At 50.6% G+C, this 16,316-nt stretch carries 16 protein-coding genes; 9 read left to right on the top strand and 7 right to left on the bottom strand.

The genetic code is table 11. The features are described 5' to 3' along the window. The first annotated feature begins 19 nt into the window (after positions 1-19). The 4 genes from tilS (at position 20) to P2G85_RS17780 (ending at position 3,165) form a co-directional block, all read left to right on the top strand. On the top strand, positions 20-1,330 hold the full coding sequence (gene tilS, locus P2G85_RS17795; RefSeq protein WP_275865412.1) for a tRNA lysidine(34) synthetase TilS: 1,311 nt from the start codon (positions 20-22) through the stop codon (positions 1,328-1,330). Positions 1,331-1,400: 70 nt separating this feature from the next. Further along, entirely contained in the window at positions 1,401-1,712 is a 312-nt protein-coding gene (locus P2G85_RS17790) for a cytochrome c (protein WP_275865411.1), read from the top strand. A gap of 178 nt (positions 1,713-1,890) precedes the next feature. Continuing rightward, positions 1,891-2,229 (top strand): nitrogen regulatory protein P-II, encoded by a 339-nt coding sequence (gene glnB, locus P2G85_RS17785; protein ID WP_005380372.1) that lies wholly within the window; start codon positions 1,891-1,893, stop codon positions 2,227-2,229. 90 nt (positions 2,230-2,319) lie between these two features. After that, on the top strand, positions 2,320-3,165 hold the full coding sequence (locus P2G85_RS17780) for an endonuclease/exonuclease/phosphatase family protein (protein WP_275865410.1): 846 nt from the start codon (positions 2,320-2,322) through the stop codon (positions 3,163-3,165). A gap of 3 nt (positions 3,166-3,168) precedes the next feature. Here the strand turns inward: P2G85_RS17780 and P2G85_RS17775 are convergent, their stop codons facing one another. From P2G85_RS17775 to gloB, 3 genes are all read right to left on the bottom strand, one after another. After that, entirely contained in the window at positions 3,169-3,855 is a 687-nt protein-coding gene (locus tag P2G85_RS17775; protein ID WP_275865409.1) for a YIP1 family protein, read from the bottom strand. After that, a complete protein-coding gene (locus tag P2G85_RS17770) occupies positions 3,852-5,420 on the bottom strand; it encodes a LysM peptidoglycan-binding domain-containing protein (RefSeq protein WP_275865408.1) in 1,569 nt (522 codons plus the stop codon). Before P2G85_RS17770 ends, P2G85_RS17775 begins: the two co-directional genes overlap by 4 nt. A 256-nt stretch (positions 5,421-5,676) precedes the next feature. Then, entirely contained in the window at positions 5,677-6,435 is a 759-nt protein-coding gene (gene gloB, locus P2G85_RS17765) for a hydroxyacylglutathione hydrolase (protein ID WP_275865407.1), read from the bottom strand. Positions 6,436-6,472: 37 nt separating this feature from the next. On the opposite strand from gloB, the gene P2G85_RS17760 reads away from it, so the two are divergent. Continuing rightward, positions 6,473-7,228, top strand: coding sequence for a class I SAM-dependent methyltransferase (locus P2G85_RS17760; protein WP_275865406.1), 756 nt, complete (start codon positions 6,473-6,475; stop codon positions 7,226-7,228). On the opposite strand, the gene rnhA is transcribed toward P2G85_RS17760, so the two are convergent. Beyond that, positions 7,225-7,686 (bottom strand): ribonuclease HI, encoded by a 462-nt coding sequence (rnhA, locus tag P2G85_RS17755; RefSeq protein WP_275865405.1) that lies wholly within the window; start codon positions 7,684-7,686, stop codon positions 7,225-7,227. The two genes, P2G85_RS17760 and rnhA, sit on opposite strands and share 4 nt — an antisense overlap. A gap of 60 nt (positions 7,687-7,746) precedes the next feature. On the opposite strand from rnhA, the gene dnaQ reads away from it, so the two are divergent. Further along, positions 7,747-8,478, top strand: coding sequence for a DNA polymerase III subunit epsilon (gene dnaQ / locus P2G85_RS17750; RefSeq protein ID WP_275865404.1), 732 nt, complete (start codon positions 7,747-7,749; stop codon positions 8,476-8,478). Positions 8,479-8,486: 8 nt separating this feature from the next. Beyond that, the gene (locus P2G85_RS17745; protein WP_275865403.1) at positions 8,487-9,737 is read left to right on the top strand and encodes a TIGR03503 family protein; all 1,251 of its coding nucleotides are present in this window, start codon (positions 8,487-8,489) and stop codon (positions 9,735-9,737) included. Between the two features lie 263 nt (positions 9,738-10,000). Here P2G85_RS17745 and fadE read toward each other — a convergent pair whose 3' ends face one another. Continuing rightward, positions 10,001-12,445, bottom strand: a complete 2,445-nt coding sequence (gene fadE, locus P2G85_RS17740) for an acyl-CoA dehydrogenase FadE (protein WP_275865402.1) — start codon at positions 12,443-12,445, stop codon at positions 10,001-10,003. Positions 12,446-12,803: 358 nt separating this feature from the next. On the opposite strand from fadE, the gene lpcA reads away from it, so the two are divergent. Together lpcA and P2G85_RS17730 are read left to right on the top strand one after the other, a co-directional pair. Further along, complete coding sequence (gene lpcA, locus P2G85_RS17735; RefSeq protein WP_275865401.1) at positions 12,804-13,379, top strand: D-sedoheptulose 7-phosphate isomerase; 576 nt, start codon at positions 12,804-12,806, stop codon at positions 13,377-13,379. A 59-nt stretch (positions 13,380-13,438) separates the two neighbouring features. After that, positions 13,439-14,284 (top strand): class II glutamine amidotransferase, encoded by an 846-nt coding sequence (locus tag P2G85_RS17730; protein ID WP_275865400.1) that lies wholly within the window; start codon positions 13,439-13,441, stop codon positions 14,282-14,284. A gap of 93 nt (positions 14,285-14,377) precedes the next feature. Here P2G85_RS17730 and purN read toward each other — a convergent pair whose 3' ends face one another. Beyond that, on the bottom strand, positions 14,378-15,019 hold the full coding sequence (purN, locus tag P2G85_RS17725; RefSeq protein ID WP_275865399.1) for a phosphoribosylglycinamide formyltransferase: 642 nt from the start codon (positions 15,017-15,019) through the stop codon (positions 14,378-14,380). A 142-nt stretch (positions 15,020-15,161) separates the two neighbouring features. After that, on the bottom strand, positions 15,162-16,202 hold the full coding sequence (gene purM / locus P2G85_RS17720) for a phosphoribosylformylglycinamidine cyclo-ligase (RefSeq protein WP_275865398.1): 1,041 nt from the start codon (positions 16,200-16,202) through the stop codon (positions 15,162-15,164). Positions 16,203-16,316: the final 114 nt, after the last annotated feature.

Raw genomic sequence — 16,316 nt, 5'->3', positions numbered from 1 at the left:
TGCATTGATAAGTAACGCTATGGAAACCATTTACACTCACTTCACTCAAGTTCTGGATAAATATCATCAATCCGGCAAGCAAGTTGTGCTTGCGCTCAGTGGGGGGGTCGATTCCCGTTTACTGCTTGAGTTTCTCCGTCGTTATCAGCTGACTAAGTCGATGCCGTGTCAGGCGGTGTATGTGCACCATGGATTAAGCCTTAACGCCGATATGTGGGCAGAAAAGTGTCAGCAATGGGCAAAACAGGCCGGCGTTCCTTGTGCGATCGAATACGTCACGCTTGATATGGGGGGTGGTGACAGCATCGAGCACCAGGCGCGTGAAGCCCGTTATGCAGCGCTGGCCAAGTACCTCGGTAAAGGCGGATTATTGCTGACCGGGCAGCATGCGGATGATCAGCTAGAAACATTTCTGTTGGCATTAAAGCGTGGTAGTGGTCCAAAGGGCTTGTCCTCAATGGCTGAAGCTATGTCATTTGGTCCTGGTCAGATTGTGCGGCCACTGCTTGGGGTCAGTCGCAATCAGATAGAGTGCGAAGCGTTAACGCTGGAGCTGGAGTGGGTGGAAGATGAAAGCAACCAGGATACCCGCTATGACCGCAATTTTATCCGTCACCAGATCGTTCCCCAGCTGACCAAGCGATGGCCATCGATCCGTCAGGCGGCACAGCGCAGTGCTTCATTGTGCGCCGAGCAGGAGGCATTGCTTGATGAGCTGTTGGATGGCGCCCTGCAGCAGGCATTACACATTGATATGAGTTTACAACTGGCCCCGCTGAAGGAACACAGTAAGTCGGCACGTAACCGCCTGCTACGCATGTGGTTAGCCCGGCTACATGCAAAAATGCCCAGCCAGAAACAGCTGGAGTTGTTGTGGCATGAGGTGGCACTGGCACAGCCGGATGCCAATCCGCAGTTGAATCTGGCTGACGGTCAGATAAGGCGCTTTCAGAACCGGCTTTATTGGGTGACAAAAACGCTTGATGTGACAGACTGGATGGCTCATCTTGAGGTAGATGTTCCGCTTAACCTGCCGGATCATCTCGGCAGTTTAACCCTGCAAACGGGGACAGCCCACCCGGCGATTGCCCTGCCAGCGCATCCAGAACGGTTACTGGTGGCATTCAATCCCGAAGGATTAATGGCCCATCCTACCACGCGGGGCCACCGCCGGAAGCTGAAAAAACTGTTCCAGGAGTATCACGTCCCCAGCTGGCTACGTCGTCGTATCCCGATTTTGATGTATCAAGATCAGGTTGTGGCAGTTGCAGATTTGTTTGTTGATCAGGCTTTTAGTGGTCAAGATTGTGAGCTGATTTGGCGCAAGTAATCTTAATGCATGTCACAATCGTAAAAATAACAGCAATAAAATCCATCAAAAGGAATGATAAGGAGAAGCAATGAAGAAAGTCGTGATAGGGACGGTAGTCGCTCTTGGCCTGATCAGTGGTCAGGCGCTGGCAGCAGGTGATGCGGCGGCTGGTAAAGCGAAAGCCGCAGTTTGTGCCGCTTGTCATGGTGCTGATGGCATCGCGACCATTCCCGGTTATCCAAACCTCAAAGGGCAGAATGAGCAGTACATCATCAGTTCTATCAAAGCCTATAAGAATAAGGAGCGCGGTGGCGCGCTTGCTGCCGTAATGCAGGCGCAAGCATCGTTATTGAGCGATCAGGATATTGCCAATCTCGCCGCCTACTATTCCAGCCTGTAAGCACCACTTGGAAGCTGAATGAATTAATAAGCCAGGGATGTCCCTGGCTTATTTGCAGGTGAAGATTTACTATTGAGTGATAAATGAGTTTTTTAACCAGCTGAACGGTAAGAAACATTGAATGTTGATTAGGGCTAACCGATAATAGTCGCAAACGATTGAAGCTTAAGGGATGAACATGAAAAAAATTGAAGCGATTATCAAACCATTTAAGTTGGATGATGTGCGTGAGGCGCTGGCAGAAGTCGGTATTACAGGGATGACCGTATCAGAGGTTAAAGGCTTTGGCCGTCAGAAAGGCCATACGGAACTCTACCGTGGCGCAGAATATATGGTGGATTTCCTGCCTAAAGTGAAGTTAGAAATAGTGGTTACTGAAGACGTAGCGGATAAATGCGTGGAAACCATTATTGAAACGGCACAAACCGGCAAGATCGGCGATGGTAAAATCTTTGTCACGGACATTGAGCGTGTGGTGCGGATTCGTACCGGCGAAGAAGACGAAGACGCGATTTAAAGCGGCAGCGCGGAAGCCAGTACAAAGACGAGTAAACTGTAAAGGAGCCCTGCGGCTCCTTTTTCTATTCAATTAATCCAGGAGAATGCGATGGTTAAGCGCTTAACTCTTATGGTGGTTGCCACAATTGCAGGTGTCTTGATCGGTTTTCAACTGATATTCAGTATCCCAGAACAGCCCCAAATTGTGTCACAGTCGGGGGCGCTAGTTCGCCAGGAAGTCAACTGCCTTGAGTTTGATGCACCACAGGCATTAGATCATCATGGTGAGCTTAACCTGTTGATATGGAATATCTATAAGCAAGGCCGCACTGGCTGGAAAACGGCTTTGGATACGCTGGCCGACCAGAGTCAATTATTGCTGCTGCAGGAAGCCAGTTTGACCGATGAACTGAAGAAGTGGCTAATTAACGGCTTGTGGGTCAGTAACCGGGTGACCGCTTTCAAAGCTTTCGACCATGCTGCTGGTGTGATCAGCATTGCCCGGCCTGAGCCGGTTCGAGCCTGTGCGTATACCGCGACAGAGCCATGGTTGCGTTTGCCGAAATCGGCGCTGTACAGTGAATATTTGTTGAGTGATGGAACCACTCTGGCGGTGTTTAATATTCATGCGATCAATTTTACCTGGGGGACGAAAGAGTACCGCGCGCAGCTTGCTACTCTGCAACAGGCGCTGCAGTCGCATGAGGGGCCGGTGGTGTTTGCCGGTGATTTTAACAGCTGGAGTGAAGAGCGTCTGGTGACGATGACTTCGGTATTAAAGCTGGCTGGCCTTGAGGAGGTCCGGTTTAATCCCGACTACCGCACGCAGTTTGTTACCGGGCTGGCATTGGATCACGTCTATTATCGGGGATTAAAGGTGGAATATGCGAAAGCGCCGCAAAGCGACGCTTCCGATCATAACCCACTTTTGGTGCGTTTTCGCCTGGAGCAGTAACCGTTAGAAAATCAGTAAATACAGCGCCCAAATCAGATAAAACGCAATCCAAGGTAAGCCGGCAATTACCAGGGCTTGTCCTCGCTCAAATTCGGTCCAGGTCAGGATGGCCGCGTAGCCGAGTACCACATACCAGGGCAGTAACAGTGGCAATGAACTGGCGAACTGAGACCATTCACTGGTGAGTGGCAGCTTTAGCAGACCGTTTAAACTGTTGAGGTCAGCAGCATAGGTCATAACCTGGCCATGTTTGAGTAACAGACTCACGTAGCTGGCGATGTCACCCAGTACTGCAGGAAACATAATCGCGCACGCTGCGGCAAACCATTTCCAGTAACCATGCTGGTGCTGGCTTGATTTGGTGGCGAGGAAAAACCACAGCGCCAGTACCAAAAGCGTGGCAAAGCGGTTAAACACATCGTTAATGATCGCACTGGCCATCAGGGTATTTTTATCCAGCAATTCGATCTGATCAGGATTGATTTGCTGCAGCTGAACGCTCAGCTGGCTACTAAGCCAGGCGAAGTCGACATTGGAGAAATAGGCCCCCCAGAACAAAAACGGGCTGATCAACAGGACGACGAAGGGCTGCCAGCCCCATGCGCCACGTTGGTATAGCGCCAGAAAACATGCGGTTGGGGAACGGAAAATATCCAACAACATTACGAGAGGGTTACTGGATGGGTTCATACACTTACCTTGGTTACATCAACATACAATTTTAGCTTTTGACCCGGTTTGAGGTACTTCTGGTTTTGCAGAGAGTTCCATTTTACGATGTCTTTGCTTTTGACCTTAAATTTACTCGCGATACCGCTGATGGTATCACCGGAGCGAACCTGATAGAACACGGTGCGGATAATCGCGCCCTGGTCGGCCTTTTTCCAGATGACCAGTTTTTGTCCGATACGCAGGGTGTCTTTCGGTCCCATACCATTCCATTTTGCCAACGATTGGTGGGAGACATTGTTCTTCCTGGCAATGGTCCACAAACTCTCTCCGGATTGCACGACATGGGTCAGTTTATACTGACCACGGGCCCGTGACTGGGTTTTTTCCAGGCGGTTCTGCGCACTGAGGGCATAAGCCGTATCATCTTTGGTTGAGGTTGGGATCAATAAGTACTGTCCTGCGCGAATGTTGTTATTGGCTAAGCCATTAGCCCGGCGGATGACTTTGGTGGTGGTGCCGTACCTTTGGGCCAATACGCTCAGTGAATCGCCTGATTTGACTTTGTAGCGCGCGACTTTCACACCTCTGCCGCGGTTTTGCTCAACGTTGGCCAGAAATGCATCTTTCTTTTCAATAGGGATCAGTAACTGGTGTGGGCCGTCCGGTGCGGTTGACCACTGGTTGTAGGCCGGGTTATAGCTTTGCAGCTCCTTGACATTAATGCCGGCATATTTTGCCGCAATGGCAAGATCGAGCTGTTCTTTCGGATCAACCAAAGCCAGCGCCGGTTGGTTCGGTATCGCAGGAATACTGATGCCGTACTTATCTTGATTCGCAATAACGTCGGCCAGGGCTAACAGTTTTGGGACGTAGCCGCTGGTTTCTTTGGGTAAATCCAGAGAGAAGAAGTCTGTCGGTTTGCCTTGTTTTTTATTCTTGCGAATCGCACTTGAAACCCGGCCACCACCGCTGTTATAGGCGGCAATCGCATGGTGCCAGTCACCATCGAAGCGTTTGTTTAACCGGACCAGATATTCCAGCGCGGCATCTGTTGCGGCGGCTACATCGCGCCGACCGTCATACCAGAAATTTTGTTCCAGCCCCATCATCTCGCCGGTACCAGGCACAAACTGCCACAGGCCGGCCGCACTGCCGTGTGAGTAAGCGAAAGCATCAAAGGAGCTTTCTACCACCGGCAAAAGAGCCAGCTCTAATGGCAGTCCCCGTTGTTCAATTTTCTCGGTGATCAGGTATAAGAAAGGCTGGGCACGTTGGGAGACAGTGCGTAGATGGCTCGGGTGTTTCAAATACCATGTGCGGTAATAGTCAACTTTTCGGTGGTTGGGAATATCCATCTCAAGCTGCATTGCGATACGCTGCCATACATCTTGTTGCTCCTGAGGAGAGAGCGGCTTGGGTTTGACGGGTTCTTCGCTTGACGGTAATTGAGTATCCGCTTGAGCCGGTTGGGGCTCTGTTTGCACTGGATTATTGGTTTCAGGTGCTGAAACTGTTGGATCTGGCTGGGTTAGTTGACAGCCAGATAATAACAATACCAACACCCAACTGTACTTTAAACGCATGGATTCAGCCTAGTTAGGGCCTGGTTATCTCCTCCTGCCTGTCGCGCAGACCCGGCTACGTGGCAGGTTGAAAGATAATAGACATCTTTAATACTCACAATGCGGTGAAATAGAGATACTTTCACCGATGCATTCAATCAGCGTGAAATACAAATAGTTTTATATTCGCTTTAAACGCATTAGAAGCGCACAAAGCGCTTCTACAAAACAGCTCACGATAATACTTGCGTCGTGTAAAGTTACAAGCAGAAAAAGGTTAAAATCCGTTCTTCCACTCACGCAAAGCTGTAAAAACCGAGACTGGATCGCTATTTTCGATGCGTTTGGCCACGGACTTGACCACATCGGCGTGGGTGGTACGCAGGAAAGGGTTGATCCATTTTTCACGGCCAATTGTGGTTGGCAGCGTGGCTATATTTTGTGCCCGCAAGCGGTTAACATCATCACGGTATTGACGGAGTTGCTCGTTATCCGGCTCGACTGCCAGTGCAAAAGCAATGTTACTGGCGGTGTATTCATGGGCGGCATACACCTCAGTGTCGTCAGGCAGCGCTGCAATTTTGCTCAGAGACTGGAACATTTGCTCTGGCGTACCTTCGAAGATGCGCCCGCATCCGGCCGAAAACAGCACATCACCACAGAACAGTTTCCCTGCACCGACATAGCCGATATGACCCAGTGTATGGCCTGGCAGGCCGAGTACGAGAAAAACCTCACCAAACAGTTCCAGTTTGTCACCCTCTTCGATAGGATGAGTTAAGGTCGGGATTGGCTCCGCTTTTGGCCCGACGACCGTGACCTGGGGGAAGGTACGGACCAGATCGGCAACGCCGCCAATGTGATCATTGTGGTGGTGGGTAATTAAGATCGCATCTAAAGTTAACCCGTAAGCCTGCAGGTAGTCGAGCACCGGTTGAGCATCACCGGGATCGACCACGGCACAGCGCTGGTCGCTATTTTGTATCAGCCAGATGTAATTGTCGTTAAATGCGGGTATGCTTTTGATCTCTAACACGATTCGTTCTCCGTTACCCTAATTAGTCAGGTGGTTCATGAAACCAGCACTCACCAGTAAAACTATACAACACCCATCGTCATGGACAGAATTGAACAATGGTCCATGGGTGCTGGAGTCAATCCAAACCCGCCTTGATGAATGGTGCCCAAAGCTGTTTGGCTACCATATGTTAAAGTTGGGGGGACTGAGCTGTGAGCTGTCCAGCTGTAGTTGTACCATTCAACACCAAGTCAACCTAGATATCCAGAACCCGTTGCATAATGTCATTGCAGATGGTTACGATTTACCCTTTTTGGAAAAGAGTTTTGATGTGGTGATACTGGCTCATCAACTCGATTATGCGAATGACCCGCATCGCCTGCTGCGTGAAGTGGACCGGGTGATGATGGATGATGGCTATCTGGTGATTACCGGTTTTAATCCTATCAGCCTCACCGGCCTTGCCAGTCTGTTGCCGTGGCGGAAGAAAAACTTGCCCTGGAGCGGGCGTATGTTTACCTCTAACCGTATTCGCGACTGGCTGGGGTTACTCAATTATCAGGTGATTCATTGTGACCGCTATGCGTTGTTTCCGATGAAGCGCTATCAAACCATGTGGACCTGGCTGGAGAACAGCCTGGGCGAATGGGCCTCGCCAGCAGGCAGTTTATATTTTATTGTGGCCCGGAAACGCACCTACCCACTCAAGTTGATTAAGCCTCATTGGCGTTTGAAGAAAAAACTTACCCCACTGGGGGTGATGCATCGTGAACGGAATGTCATGCGCAAGGTTTCCGGCGATAAAGGTTAAGCCTGGTAGCCGGTATCTTCGTCGGTCGGGTTTTCGGCGGCAGTGCGGGCCAGTTCGTCACAAATTTCGTTTTCGCGGTGGCCGGCGTGGCCTTTTACCCAATGCCAGTCAACTTGATGACGGGCGGTTTCTTTATCTAACGCCTGCCATAAGTCGGCATTTTTAACCGGCTTCTTGTCTGCGGTTTTCCAGCCGCGTTTTTTCCAGTTGTGAATCCACTGGGTGATCCCCTGGCGCACATATTGGCTGTCGGTGGTGAGTGATACGTGGCAAGGTTCTTTAAGTGTTTGCAGCGCGACTACCGCAGCCATCATTTCCATGCGGTTGTTGGTGGTTAGCGTATAACCTTTTGCCAGCGTTTTTTCCACCTGCTTATAGCGTAAGACGATGCCGTAGCCACCGGGGCCGGGGTTGCCTAAACAAGATCCGTCTGTGAAAATCTCAACGTGTTTGGTCATATTTTTTGGTACTATTAGCCGAAACATTTTATTGAAGCATAGTCTGACACACATAACCTTATGAATACCAGCAGCAATTCTGAATATAGCCGTATTGTCGTTCTCGATACCGAAACCACCGGTATGAACCGTGAAGGCGGTCCGCATTACATGGGGCATCGCATCATTGAAATTGGTGCGGTGGAAATCGTTAACCGAAAGCTGACTGGACGCCACTTCCATGTCTATCTAAAACCGGATCGTGAAATTCAGCCCGATGCGGTTGAAGTCCACGGTATTACCGACGAGTTTCTGCTGGATAAGCCGGAATATGCTCAGGTTCACCATGAGTTTTTAGACTTTATTAAAGGTGCCGAGCTGGTGGCGCACAATGCGCCCTTCGATACCGGCTTTATGGACTACGAGTTTGAGATGCTCGCTCCGGGCACGGGTAAAACCGATGATTACTGTAAGGTGACCGATACCCTTGCCATGGCGAAGAAGATTTTCCCGGGCAAGCGGAATAACCTTGATGTGTTGTGTGACCGCTACGGTATTGATAACTCCCATCGTACTTTGCACGGAGCATTGCTCGATGCGGAGATCCTCGCTGATGTTTATCTGTTGATGACCGGCGGGCAAACGAGCCTGGAGTTCAATGCCAATAAGCAGGAAGGTGGCGTAGAGAGTATTCGTCGCGTACAAGGTCAAAAAGTGTTAAAGGTTTTACAGGCAACGGCCGATGAATTAGAAGCACACCAATCTCGATTGGATTTGGTTGAAAAGAGTGGCGCTTGCCTCTGGCGTCAATAGGAGAAACTATGGTGAGGGCGTGGTTGGTCGCCGCTTTGGCGGTGTTGAGCAGTTTGGCCGTGGCGGCAGATGAGTCGACGATGTCTTTATTGGATAATCGTTTCAGGGTGGACCCCACTATCGAACAAATTACCTTTCTGGTGTATCGCGAGCAGAGCTCTCAACCGGTGGTGCTGGTTCGTCCGGATGGCAAAAAATACTACGCCTGGGGTACCTACCCTAATGTGCGCTGGTACCAGGAGCCTTCACTGGACATTATCTCGGTTGATCAACCGATGGCCGGCCCCTGGCAGGCGGTGGGCAAAGTGACCCCCAGCAACAACATTCGCCTGATATCCCACCTGAAACTCAGCACAGACCAGTTTCCCAATCGCTTATATCAAAACGAAAGCCTGAAATTTACCGCGCGACTGACAGCGGATGGCCAGCTTTTGAACCTGAGAGATTTTTTGGACCGGGTCAACTTGCGGGTCACGCTGACCAAATTTGTTGAGAATGAACAGGAGTTGATCAAAGAAGCCCGTCCGGTACCGTTGGTATTAGGGGAATTTGCCGATGACGGCCGTGGTCTGGATGAACAGGCCGGGGATGGAGTGTTCACTGTACAGTTGCCAATGGAGGTTGAGCCGGGTAAATATCGTGCACGCATCACTTCCGGTAATGGGGTATTCCTGCGTGCTCAGGAGCAAGTTGTACTGGTGTATCCAAATCCGATAGCGCGCACTTTTATTCAGTCACGTCAGCCTGATGAGCCGCATCAGCTCGTGGTAAGCGGTGAACAAGGCATGATCAAGCCTGGCAGTATTGCGGTTCACGTCAAGCAACAGGCACCGGATGGCTTTATTACGTACAGCCAGGGGCAGGTCAGTGAAGAGGGGCTGAAAACTACCCTTATGATGGCTGGCGACGCCTCGTTGGGTAAGTACGCCTGGCAGGGAGAGGTGTTTGCTACGGATCTCGCCTCCGGACGGCCGTTGGTATTTCCGATCCGAGAGCAGACGTTCAGTGTGGTTGATGAAGTCGACATTGAAGCAGCACGGATTGCAAAAGAAGCTGAGCTGGCCGAGCAACGCCGGATCGAGCTGGAGAAGCGGATCATTGCAGAACGTGAAGCGGCGCGTAAACGCAGCCTGATGATCATTGCCGCCGGCAATGTGCTGGCACTGTTGCTCAGTGTGCTGGTATGGGTAGTGTGGCGCAAAATCAAAGCCAAGCGTGAAGCGCTGCCTGAAATGCAGTTGTCGGTACCGAAAAAATAACGTATATCAAGCGGAAGCCAAGTGCTTCCGTTTTTTATTGGTTGATCTAAAGTTGGTTCCACGTAACCTGGCTAGTCATTAGTAATAACATCCTTCCAATAACCTCGCTTGAAACCTGTACCCTGAAGTCGTTTGGTGTAATAACTCTCAGGTGTCCGGATATGTTCCACACTAGGGGGAGACTGTTTTGTTAGCCATAAACGTTGGCTGGAAACAACAAAACGGAAGCCAAGTGCTCCCGTTTTGCTATTACAGATTATCGTTTAAGCGACGTTTCCCATCTGTGGATACTGTGGCTTTGCAGCGAGGTGCTCCGGTGAAAAGTCATCGACATTGATGGTGGCCAGACGGTGCTGTTCGGCTTCAGTTAGTAGATCCGCCTCTTCCGGGGAAATAATGCCTTGCTCTAATCCATCCAGAGCAATCCGGTCCAAAGCTAAGAACGGACGGCGTTTCCCTTGGGCTTTACATACTTTGTCGAATACCGGCTCTGCCTGCAGGATCACCTTGAGTGCTAATTCAATTTTGCCCGCCGGGTTATGCTCTGTCGGCGCTAAGTACTGGCCACGTCCAATGCGTGAACGGGTGGCGCTTGGCGTTTGTAGAATGCGGGCAACTTTACTGTCTAGCTTATCGCTTGGCGCTTTACGTACGCGGCCAAATGGCAGGATCAATACACGCAGTACTTTACCCACCAGTTTGTTCGGGAAGTTCGCCAGAAACTCATCAATCGCTGCTTCCGTTTGTTTCAAGCTGTCTTGTAAGCCCCAGTGAACCAGAGGTAAATCTTCTGCCGGGCGTCCGTCTTGCTCAAAGCGTTTCAGCGTCGCGGAGCTGAGGTAGAGCTGGCTTAAAATATCCCCCAAGCGGGCAGACAAGCGCTCTTTGCGTTTCAGTGAACCACCCAGAACGGCCATGGAAATATCTGAAAGTAGCGCCAGATTGGCACTATAGCGGTTAAGCTGCTGGTAGTAGCGTTTGGTGGCGTCTTTAGTTGGTGCCGATGAGCCTAAGCCGTCACTTAAACCAAACCAGATACTGCGTATCAGGTTACTCATGGTAAAGCTGACATGGCCGACAAGCGCGGCATCGAATTTGTCTAATGCATCACTATGGTCGGAGTAGGCCGCGTCCATCTCTGCCAGCACGTAAGGATGGCAGCGGATCGCCCCCTGACCATAGATGATCATCGAACGGGTCAGAATGTTGGCACCTTCGACCGTCACCGCAATCGGCGCACCCTGGTAACCGCGCGCCAGGAAGTTAGAAGGGCCTAAACAGACGCCTTTGCCGCCGACAATGTCCATCGCATCGATGATGCTTTGCTGGCCGCGATGGGTGCAGTGGTATTTGACGATGGCCGAGATCACCGATGGTTTTTCACCCAGGTCGATGCCGGCGACGGTCAGGTTGCTGGCAGCATCCATCACGTAGGCGTTTCCACCCAGGCGGGCCAGTGGCTCTTCCACCCCTTCCATATGGCCGATAGGTTGTTTGAACTGGCGGCGGATGCGCGCGTAGGCTCCGGTTGCCAGCGCCGCTGTTTTGATACCTCCGGTTGAGTTGGAAGGCAGGGTGATTCCCCGGCCGACCGACAGGCACTCAACCAGCATACGCCAGCCCTGTCCGGCCATCTTTTCACCGCCGATGATGAAATCGATTGGTACAAAAATGTCCTGACCGCGTGTTGGGCCATTCTGGAACGGGACGTTAAGCGGGAAGTGGCGGTGACCAATTTCCACCCCTTTCAGGTTGGTTGGGATCAGCGCACAGGTAATGCCCAAATCTTCCTTATCGCCAAGCAGGCCTTCCGGATCACGCAGTTTGAACGCCAGGCCGAGTACGGTCGCGACCGGTGCCAGGGTGATGTAGCGTTTGTTCCAGGTCAGGCGCATCCCCAGGACTTCTTTGCCTTCCCATTCACCCTTGCACACCACACCAAAGTCTGGAATGGAGCCAGCATCAGAACCGGCCTCAGGGCTGGTGAGGGCGAAACAGGGGATTTCTTTGCCTTCCGCCAGGCGAGGCAGGTAATAATTTTTCTGCTCTTCGGTACCGTAGTGTTGCAAAAGCTCACCCGGGCCTAATGAGTTAGGCACCCCGACTGTCGAAGAGAGCACGCCCGATACCCCGGTCAGTTTTTGCAGGACCAGGGATTGCGCGTAGGCAGAGAACTCCAGACCACCGTACTGTTTCTTGATGATCATGGCAAAAAACTTGTTGCCTTTCAGGTATTGCCACACTTCAGGGGGCAGGTCTGCCAGTTCATGTGTCACCTGATAGTCACTGACCATGGCACACACTTCATTTACCGGGCCGTCAAGAAATGCTTGCTCATCGGCACTCAGTTTCGGCGCCTGGATGGCATGTAGCTTTTGCCAGTCAGGTTTGCCTTTGAACAGTTCGGCTTCCCACCAGACAGTGCCAGCGTCGAGCGCTTCTTTTTCGGTTTGCGACATGGCGGGCAGGACTTTTTTGAACAGCGCGAGGGCCTTGCGGCTGATCAGAGACTGGCGAATGCCGGAGAGGGTGAAAACGGCAAGAGCAAGCACGTAGAGTGTCCAGCCGGTAAAGCCGACATAACCAGCCAGCGTCAGTAGCAGCATGGCAGCCGTGAGGAGGCCGACAGATTTCACCAGTGACATTCTGTGATAGAGCGTTATGCCCAGCACAACTGTCAGTGTGATGATTGAGAGCAAGATATCCATATGTGTTTTCCTTTTCAGACTTTCTAAGCGTTGTACGTCTGGATTTTTGGTAAGAGGTCTAACCAGTTCCTGTAAGTGTAATCAAATTATTAAATAAATGTAAAACCCGCAACTGAGCAAAAAGTGATCTAAGTAGAGCAAAAATACTAAAGTTGTGCGGCTGGTGGTGCTTTTACGGTCAAATTGGGTGGTTTCTTACTGGCGGGAATCTAATTATTGGGTTTCGCTATCGACACTAATTCTCGTTTGTGGGTAAACTCAGGGTATTGCAAAGTCAGGTGCTTTCCGAAGCAACCGAATCCAGTGGCAGTGTGGACATCATTCATCACTGCGGACGAAATAAAAAAGAGAACGCGATATGTACCTAGATCTGATTAAAAGTGAATTAACTGAAGCCGCTGATGTTCTGAACAAATTTTTGAGTGACGAGCATAATATCGTTCAGATTGAAGCGGCAGCGAAAATGATCGCTGACTCTTTTAAGCAAGATGGCAAAGTGTTGTCTTGTGGTAACGGTGGTTCCCATTGTGATGCGATGCATTTTGCCGAAGAGTTGACCGGCCGTTACCGTGAAAACCGTCCGGGTTATGCCGGTATCGCGATATCGGATCCTAGCCACCTGTCTTGTGTGAGTAACGATTTTGGTTACGATCATGTTTTTTCCCGTTATGTTGAAGCCGTTGGTCGTCAGGGTGATGTGCTGTTTGGCCTGTCAACCTCGGGTAACTCTGGCAACATCCTGAAGGCTATTGAAGCGGCAAAAGCGAAAGGAATGAAAACCATCGCCCTGACCGGTAAAGATGGTGGCAAAATGGCCGGTTTGGCTGACATCGAAATTCGGGTGCCGCATTTTGGTTACGCTGACCGTATTCAGGAAGTGCACATTAAAATTATCCATATCGTTATCCAGCTTATTGAAAAAGAGATGGCATAATCGATATCGTCTCGGCTTGGTGCTTGAGAGGAAAGGTTTATTAGGGAGTTCAGCAGGTCATGTGTGAATTGCTCGGAATGAGCGCAAATGTACCAACAGATATCTGTTTTAGTTTTACCGGGTTAATGCAACGTGGCGGTCGGACCGGGCCGCACCGCGACGGCTGGGGTATTACCTTTTATGAAGGGCTCGGCTTTCGTAACTTCAAAGACCCCGCGCCGAGCAGTGAGTCTAAGATTGCCGAGTTGGTACAAAATTACCCAATCAAAAGCCGCGCCGTGGTCAGCCATATTCGTCAGGCTAACCGAGGTGGTGTCAATCTGGAGAATACCCACCCGTTTACGCGTGAATTGTGGGGCAAGTACTGGACCTTCGCCCATAACGGCCAGTTAACTGATTACCAGAACTTTGACACCGGCCGACACCGTCCTGTGGGCCAAACCGACAGTGAAATGGCATTCTGTTGGTTGCTCAAACAGATGGAAGACCGCTATCCACAGCCGCCTCAGGATATGGAATCAGTGTTTGTCTATGTGGCCGAATGTTGTGATCAGCTGCGAGAGAAAGGTGTGTTCAATATGCTGCTCAGTGATGGTGAGTTTGTGATGACCTATTGCACCAACCACCTGTATTGGATCACCCGCCGGGCGCCGTTTGGCAAAGCGGCGCTGCTGGATGAGGATGTGGAAATCAATTTTCAGGAAGAGACAACCCCCAATGATGTGGTGTCAGTGATCGCCACTCAGCCATTGACCGGCAATGAAACCTGGCAGCGAATGAAACCGGGGGAGTATGGCTTGTTTCATGTTGGTGAACTGGTGCTGAATAATGCCGAGGCGCTGAAGGAGGTGCCGTTTGCTGCACCGAAGCCGGGCAACCAAGCGCCAACAGCGCCGCTGGAATAACGGTTTCGTTTGTAACCTCTGAAAGCAAATCTATTAGAAACAAAAGGCAGTCATAAGACTGCCTTTTTTAGGTCTGGGATGTCGTGCTCTGAGCTACTCGTCAGCCGCGTAGCCGTGTATGCCAAGCTCTACACCATCTAAATAGGCTCTGCCATCTTGCATGATCAAGCGTTCTTCTGCCAACCACTTAGTGACCATTGGATAGATTTTGTGTTCCTGAGTCTGAACACGCGCCGCAAGTACATCGGCATCATCGTCTTCAAACACCGGCACTTTCGCTTGTAGTACGACAGGGCCGCCGTCCAGCTCTTCGGTGACAAAGTGAACGCTGGTGCCGTGCTCTTTGTCTTTGGCATCAATCGCGCGCTGGTGGGTATGCAGGCCGGGGTATTTCGGCAGCAGAGAGGGGTGAATGTTGATCATTCTGCCCAGATAGTGTTGGACAAACTCATTGCTCAGAATGCGCATGTAACCGGCAAGTACGACTACATCTGGTTGGTACTCATCGATTTGCCGCATCAGCTCAGAGTCGAATGCCTCACGTGATGTGAACGCTTTTGGATCGACAAAATGGCCATCAACATCAAACTGTTTTGCCCGCTCTAACCCATAAGCATCGGCTTTGTTGGAGAACACGGCTGCGACTTGAGCATCTGGCATGTTCGCTTCGCAAGCTTCCAGAATTGCTTGCAGGTTACTGCCGTTACCGGAAATAAGGACCACTATGTTTTTCATGATGTTGAGATTGCCTTGCTGTTGTAGGTTTGAGCTGCGTAGCTGCTAAATTACCTACTATTAGAATGGTTTTCACTGTGCCAGATAGCAGAATGAGGGCAATGTGCCCTCATTCCTAACGTTTTGTAGCAAAACTCACAAGTTATTGGATTTCAACTTGCTCTTCGTTTGCTTGTGCCTGAGCGATTTCACCAATCACCCATGCGTTTTCGCCTTCTTGTTTAAGAAGGGCAACCGCTGCATCTGCCTGATCTTTTGGCAGGGCAACAATCAGACCAACACCACAGTTGAAGGTACGGTACATTTCGTGGGTTTCAACGTTGCCTTGCTCTTGTAGCCATTTAAAGATCACTGGCCATTCCCAGCTGTTACCGTCGATAACCGCTTTGCTGCCTTCTGGCAGTACGCGAGGGATGTTTTCCCAGAAACCACCACCAGTGATGTGAGAAATCGCGTGGATGTCGTGCTCCTCAATCATCTTAAGTGCTGATTTGATGTAAATCTTAGTTGGTTCCAGAAGGTGTTCACCGATAGTGCGGCCGGCCAGCTCTTCGTTTTTATCTGCGCCAGACACTTCTAGGATCTTGCGGATCAGAGAGTAACCGTTTGAGTGTGGACCGCTTGAGCCAACTGCGATAAGTGCATCGCCCGCTGCTACTTTAGTGCCGTCAATCACGTCTTCTTTTTCTACTACGCCAACACAGAAGCCAGCAACGTCGTAGTCTTCGCCTTCGTACATGCCCGGCATTTCAGCCGTTTCGCCACCGATAAGTGCACAACCTGCTTGAACACAGCCATCAGCAATACCTGAAACTACGTCTGCCGCTGTGTCCACGTCCAGTTTGCCTGTCGCGTAGTAATCAAGGAAGAATAGCGGCTCAGCGCCTTGTACGATTAGGTCGTTGACACACATTGCCACCAGGTCAACGCCGATGGTGTCGTGCTTGTTCATATCCAGCGCAAGGCGAAGTTTTGTACCTACACCGTCAGTACCAGAAACCAGTACAGGCTGTTTGTATTTAGTTGGTAGTTCACATAATGCGCCAAAACCGCCGATACCACCCATCACTTCAGGGCGACGAGTACGCTTAACCGCACCTTTAATACGATCTACAAGCGCATTGCCTGCATCAATATCTACACCAGCGTCTTTATAGCTAAGAGAAGAGTTGTTACCACTCACAGGGAAGTCCTCGGGTTTAAAGTTGGATATGAAAACGGCGCTATTCTACCAGTGGTTAAACAGAGATAGCAAACGTTTGCGTCAGTTTTTTTCTTTAGTGATATATCCTGAAAT

It is taken from the genome of Vibrio sp. CAU 1672 (assembly GCF_029223195.1).
Classification (GTDB): domain Bacteria; phylum Pseudomonadota; class Gammaproteobacteria; order Enterobacterales; family Vibrionaceae; genus Vibrio.
Note: the sequence above shows the minus strand (reverse complement) of the source record. Positions and strands in the feature narration are given on the sequence as shown.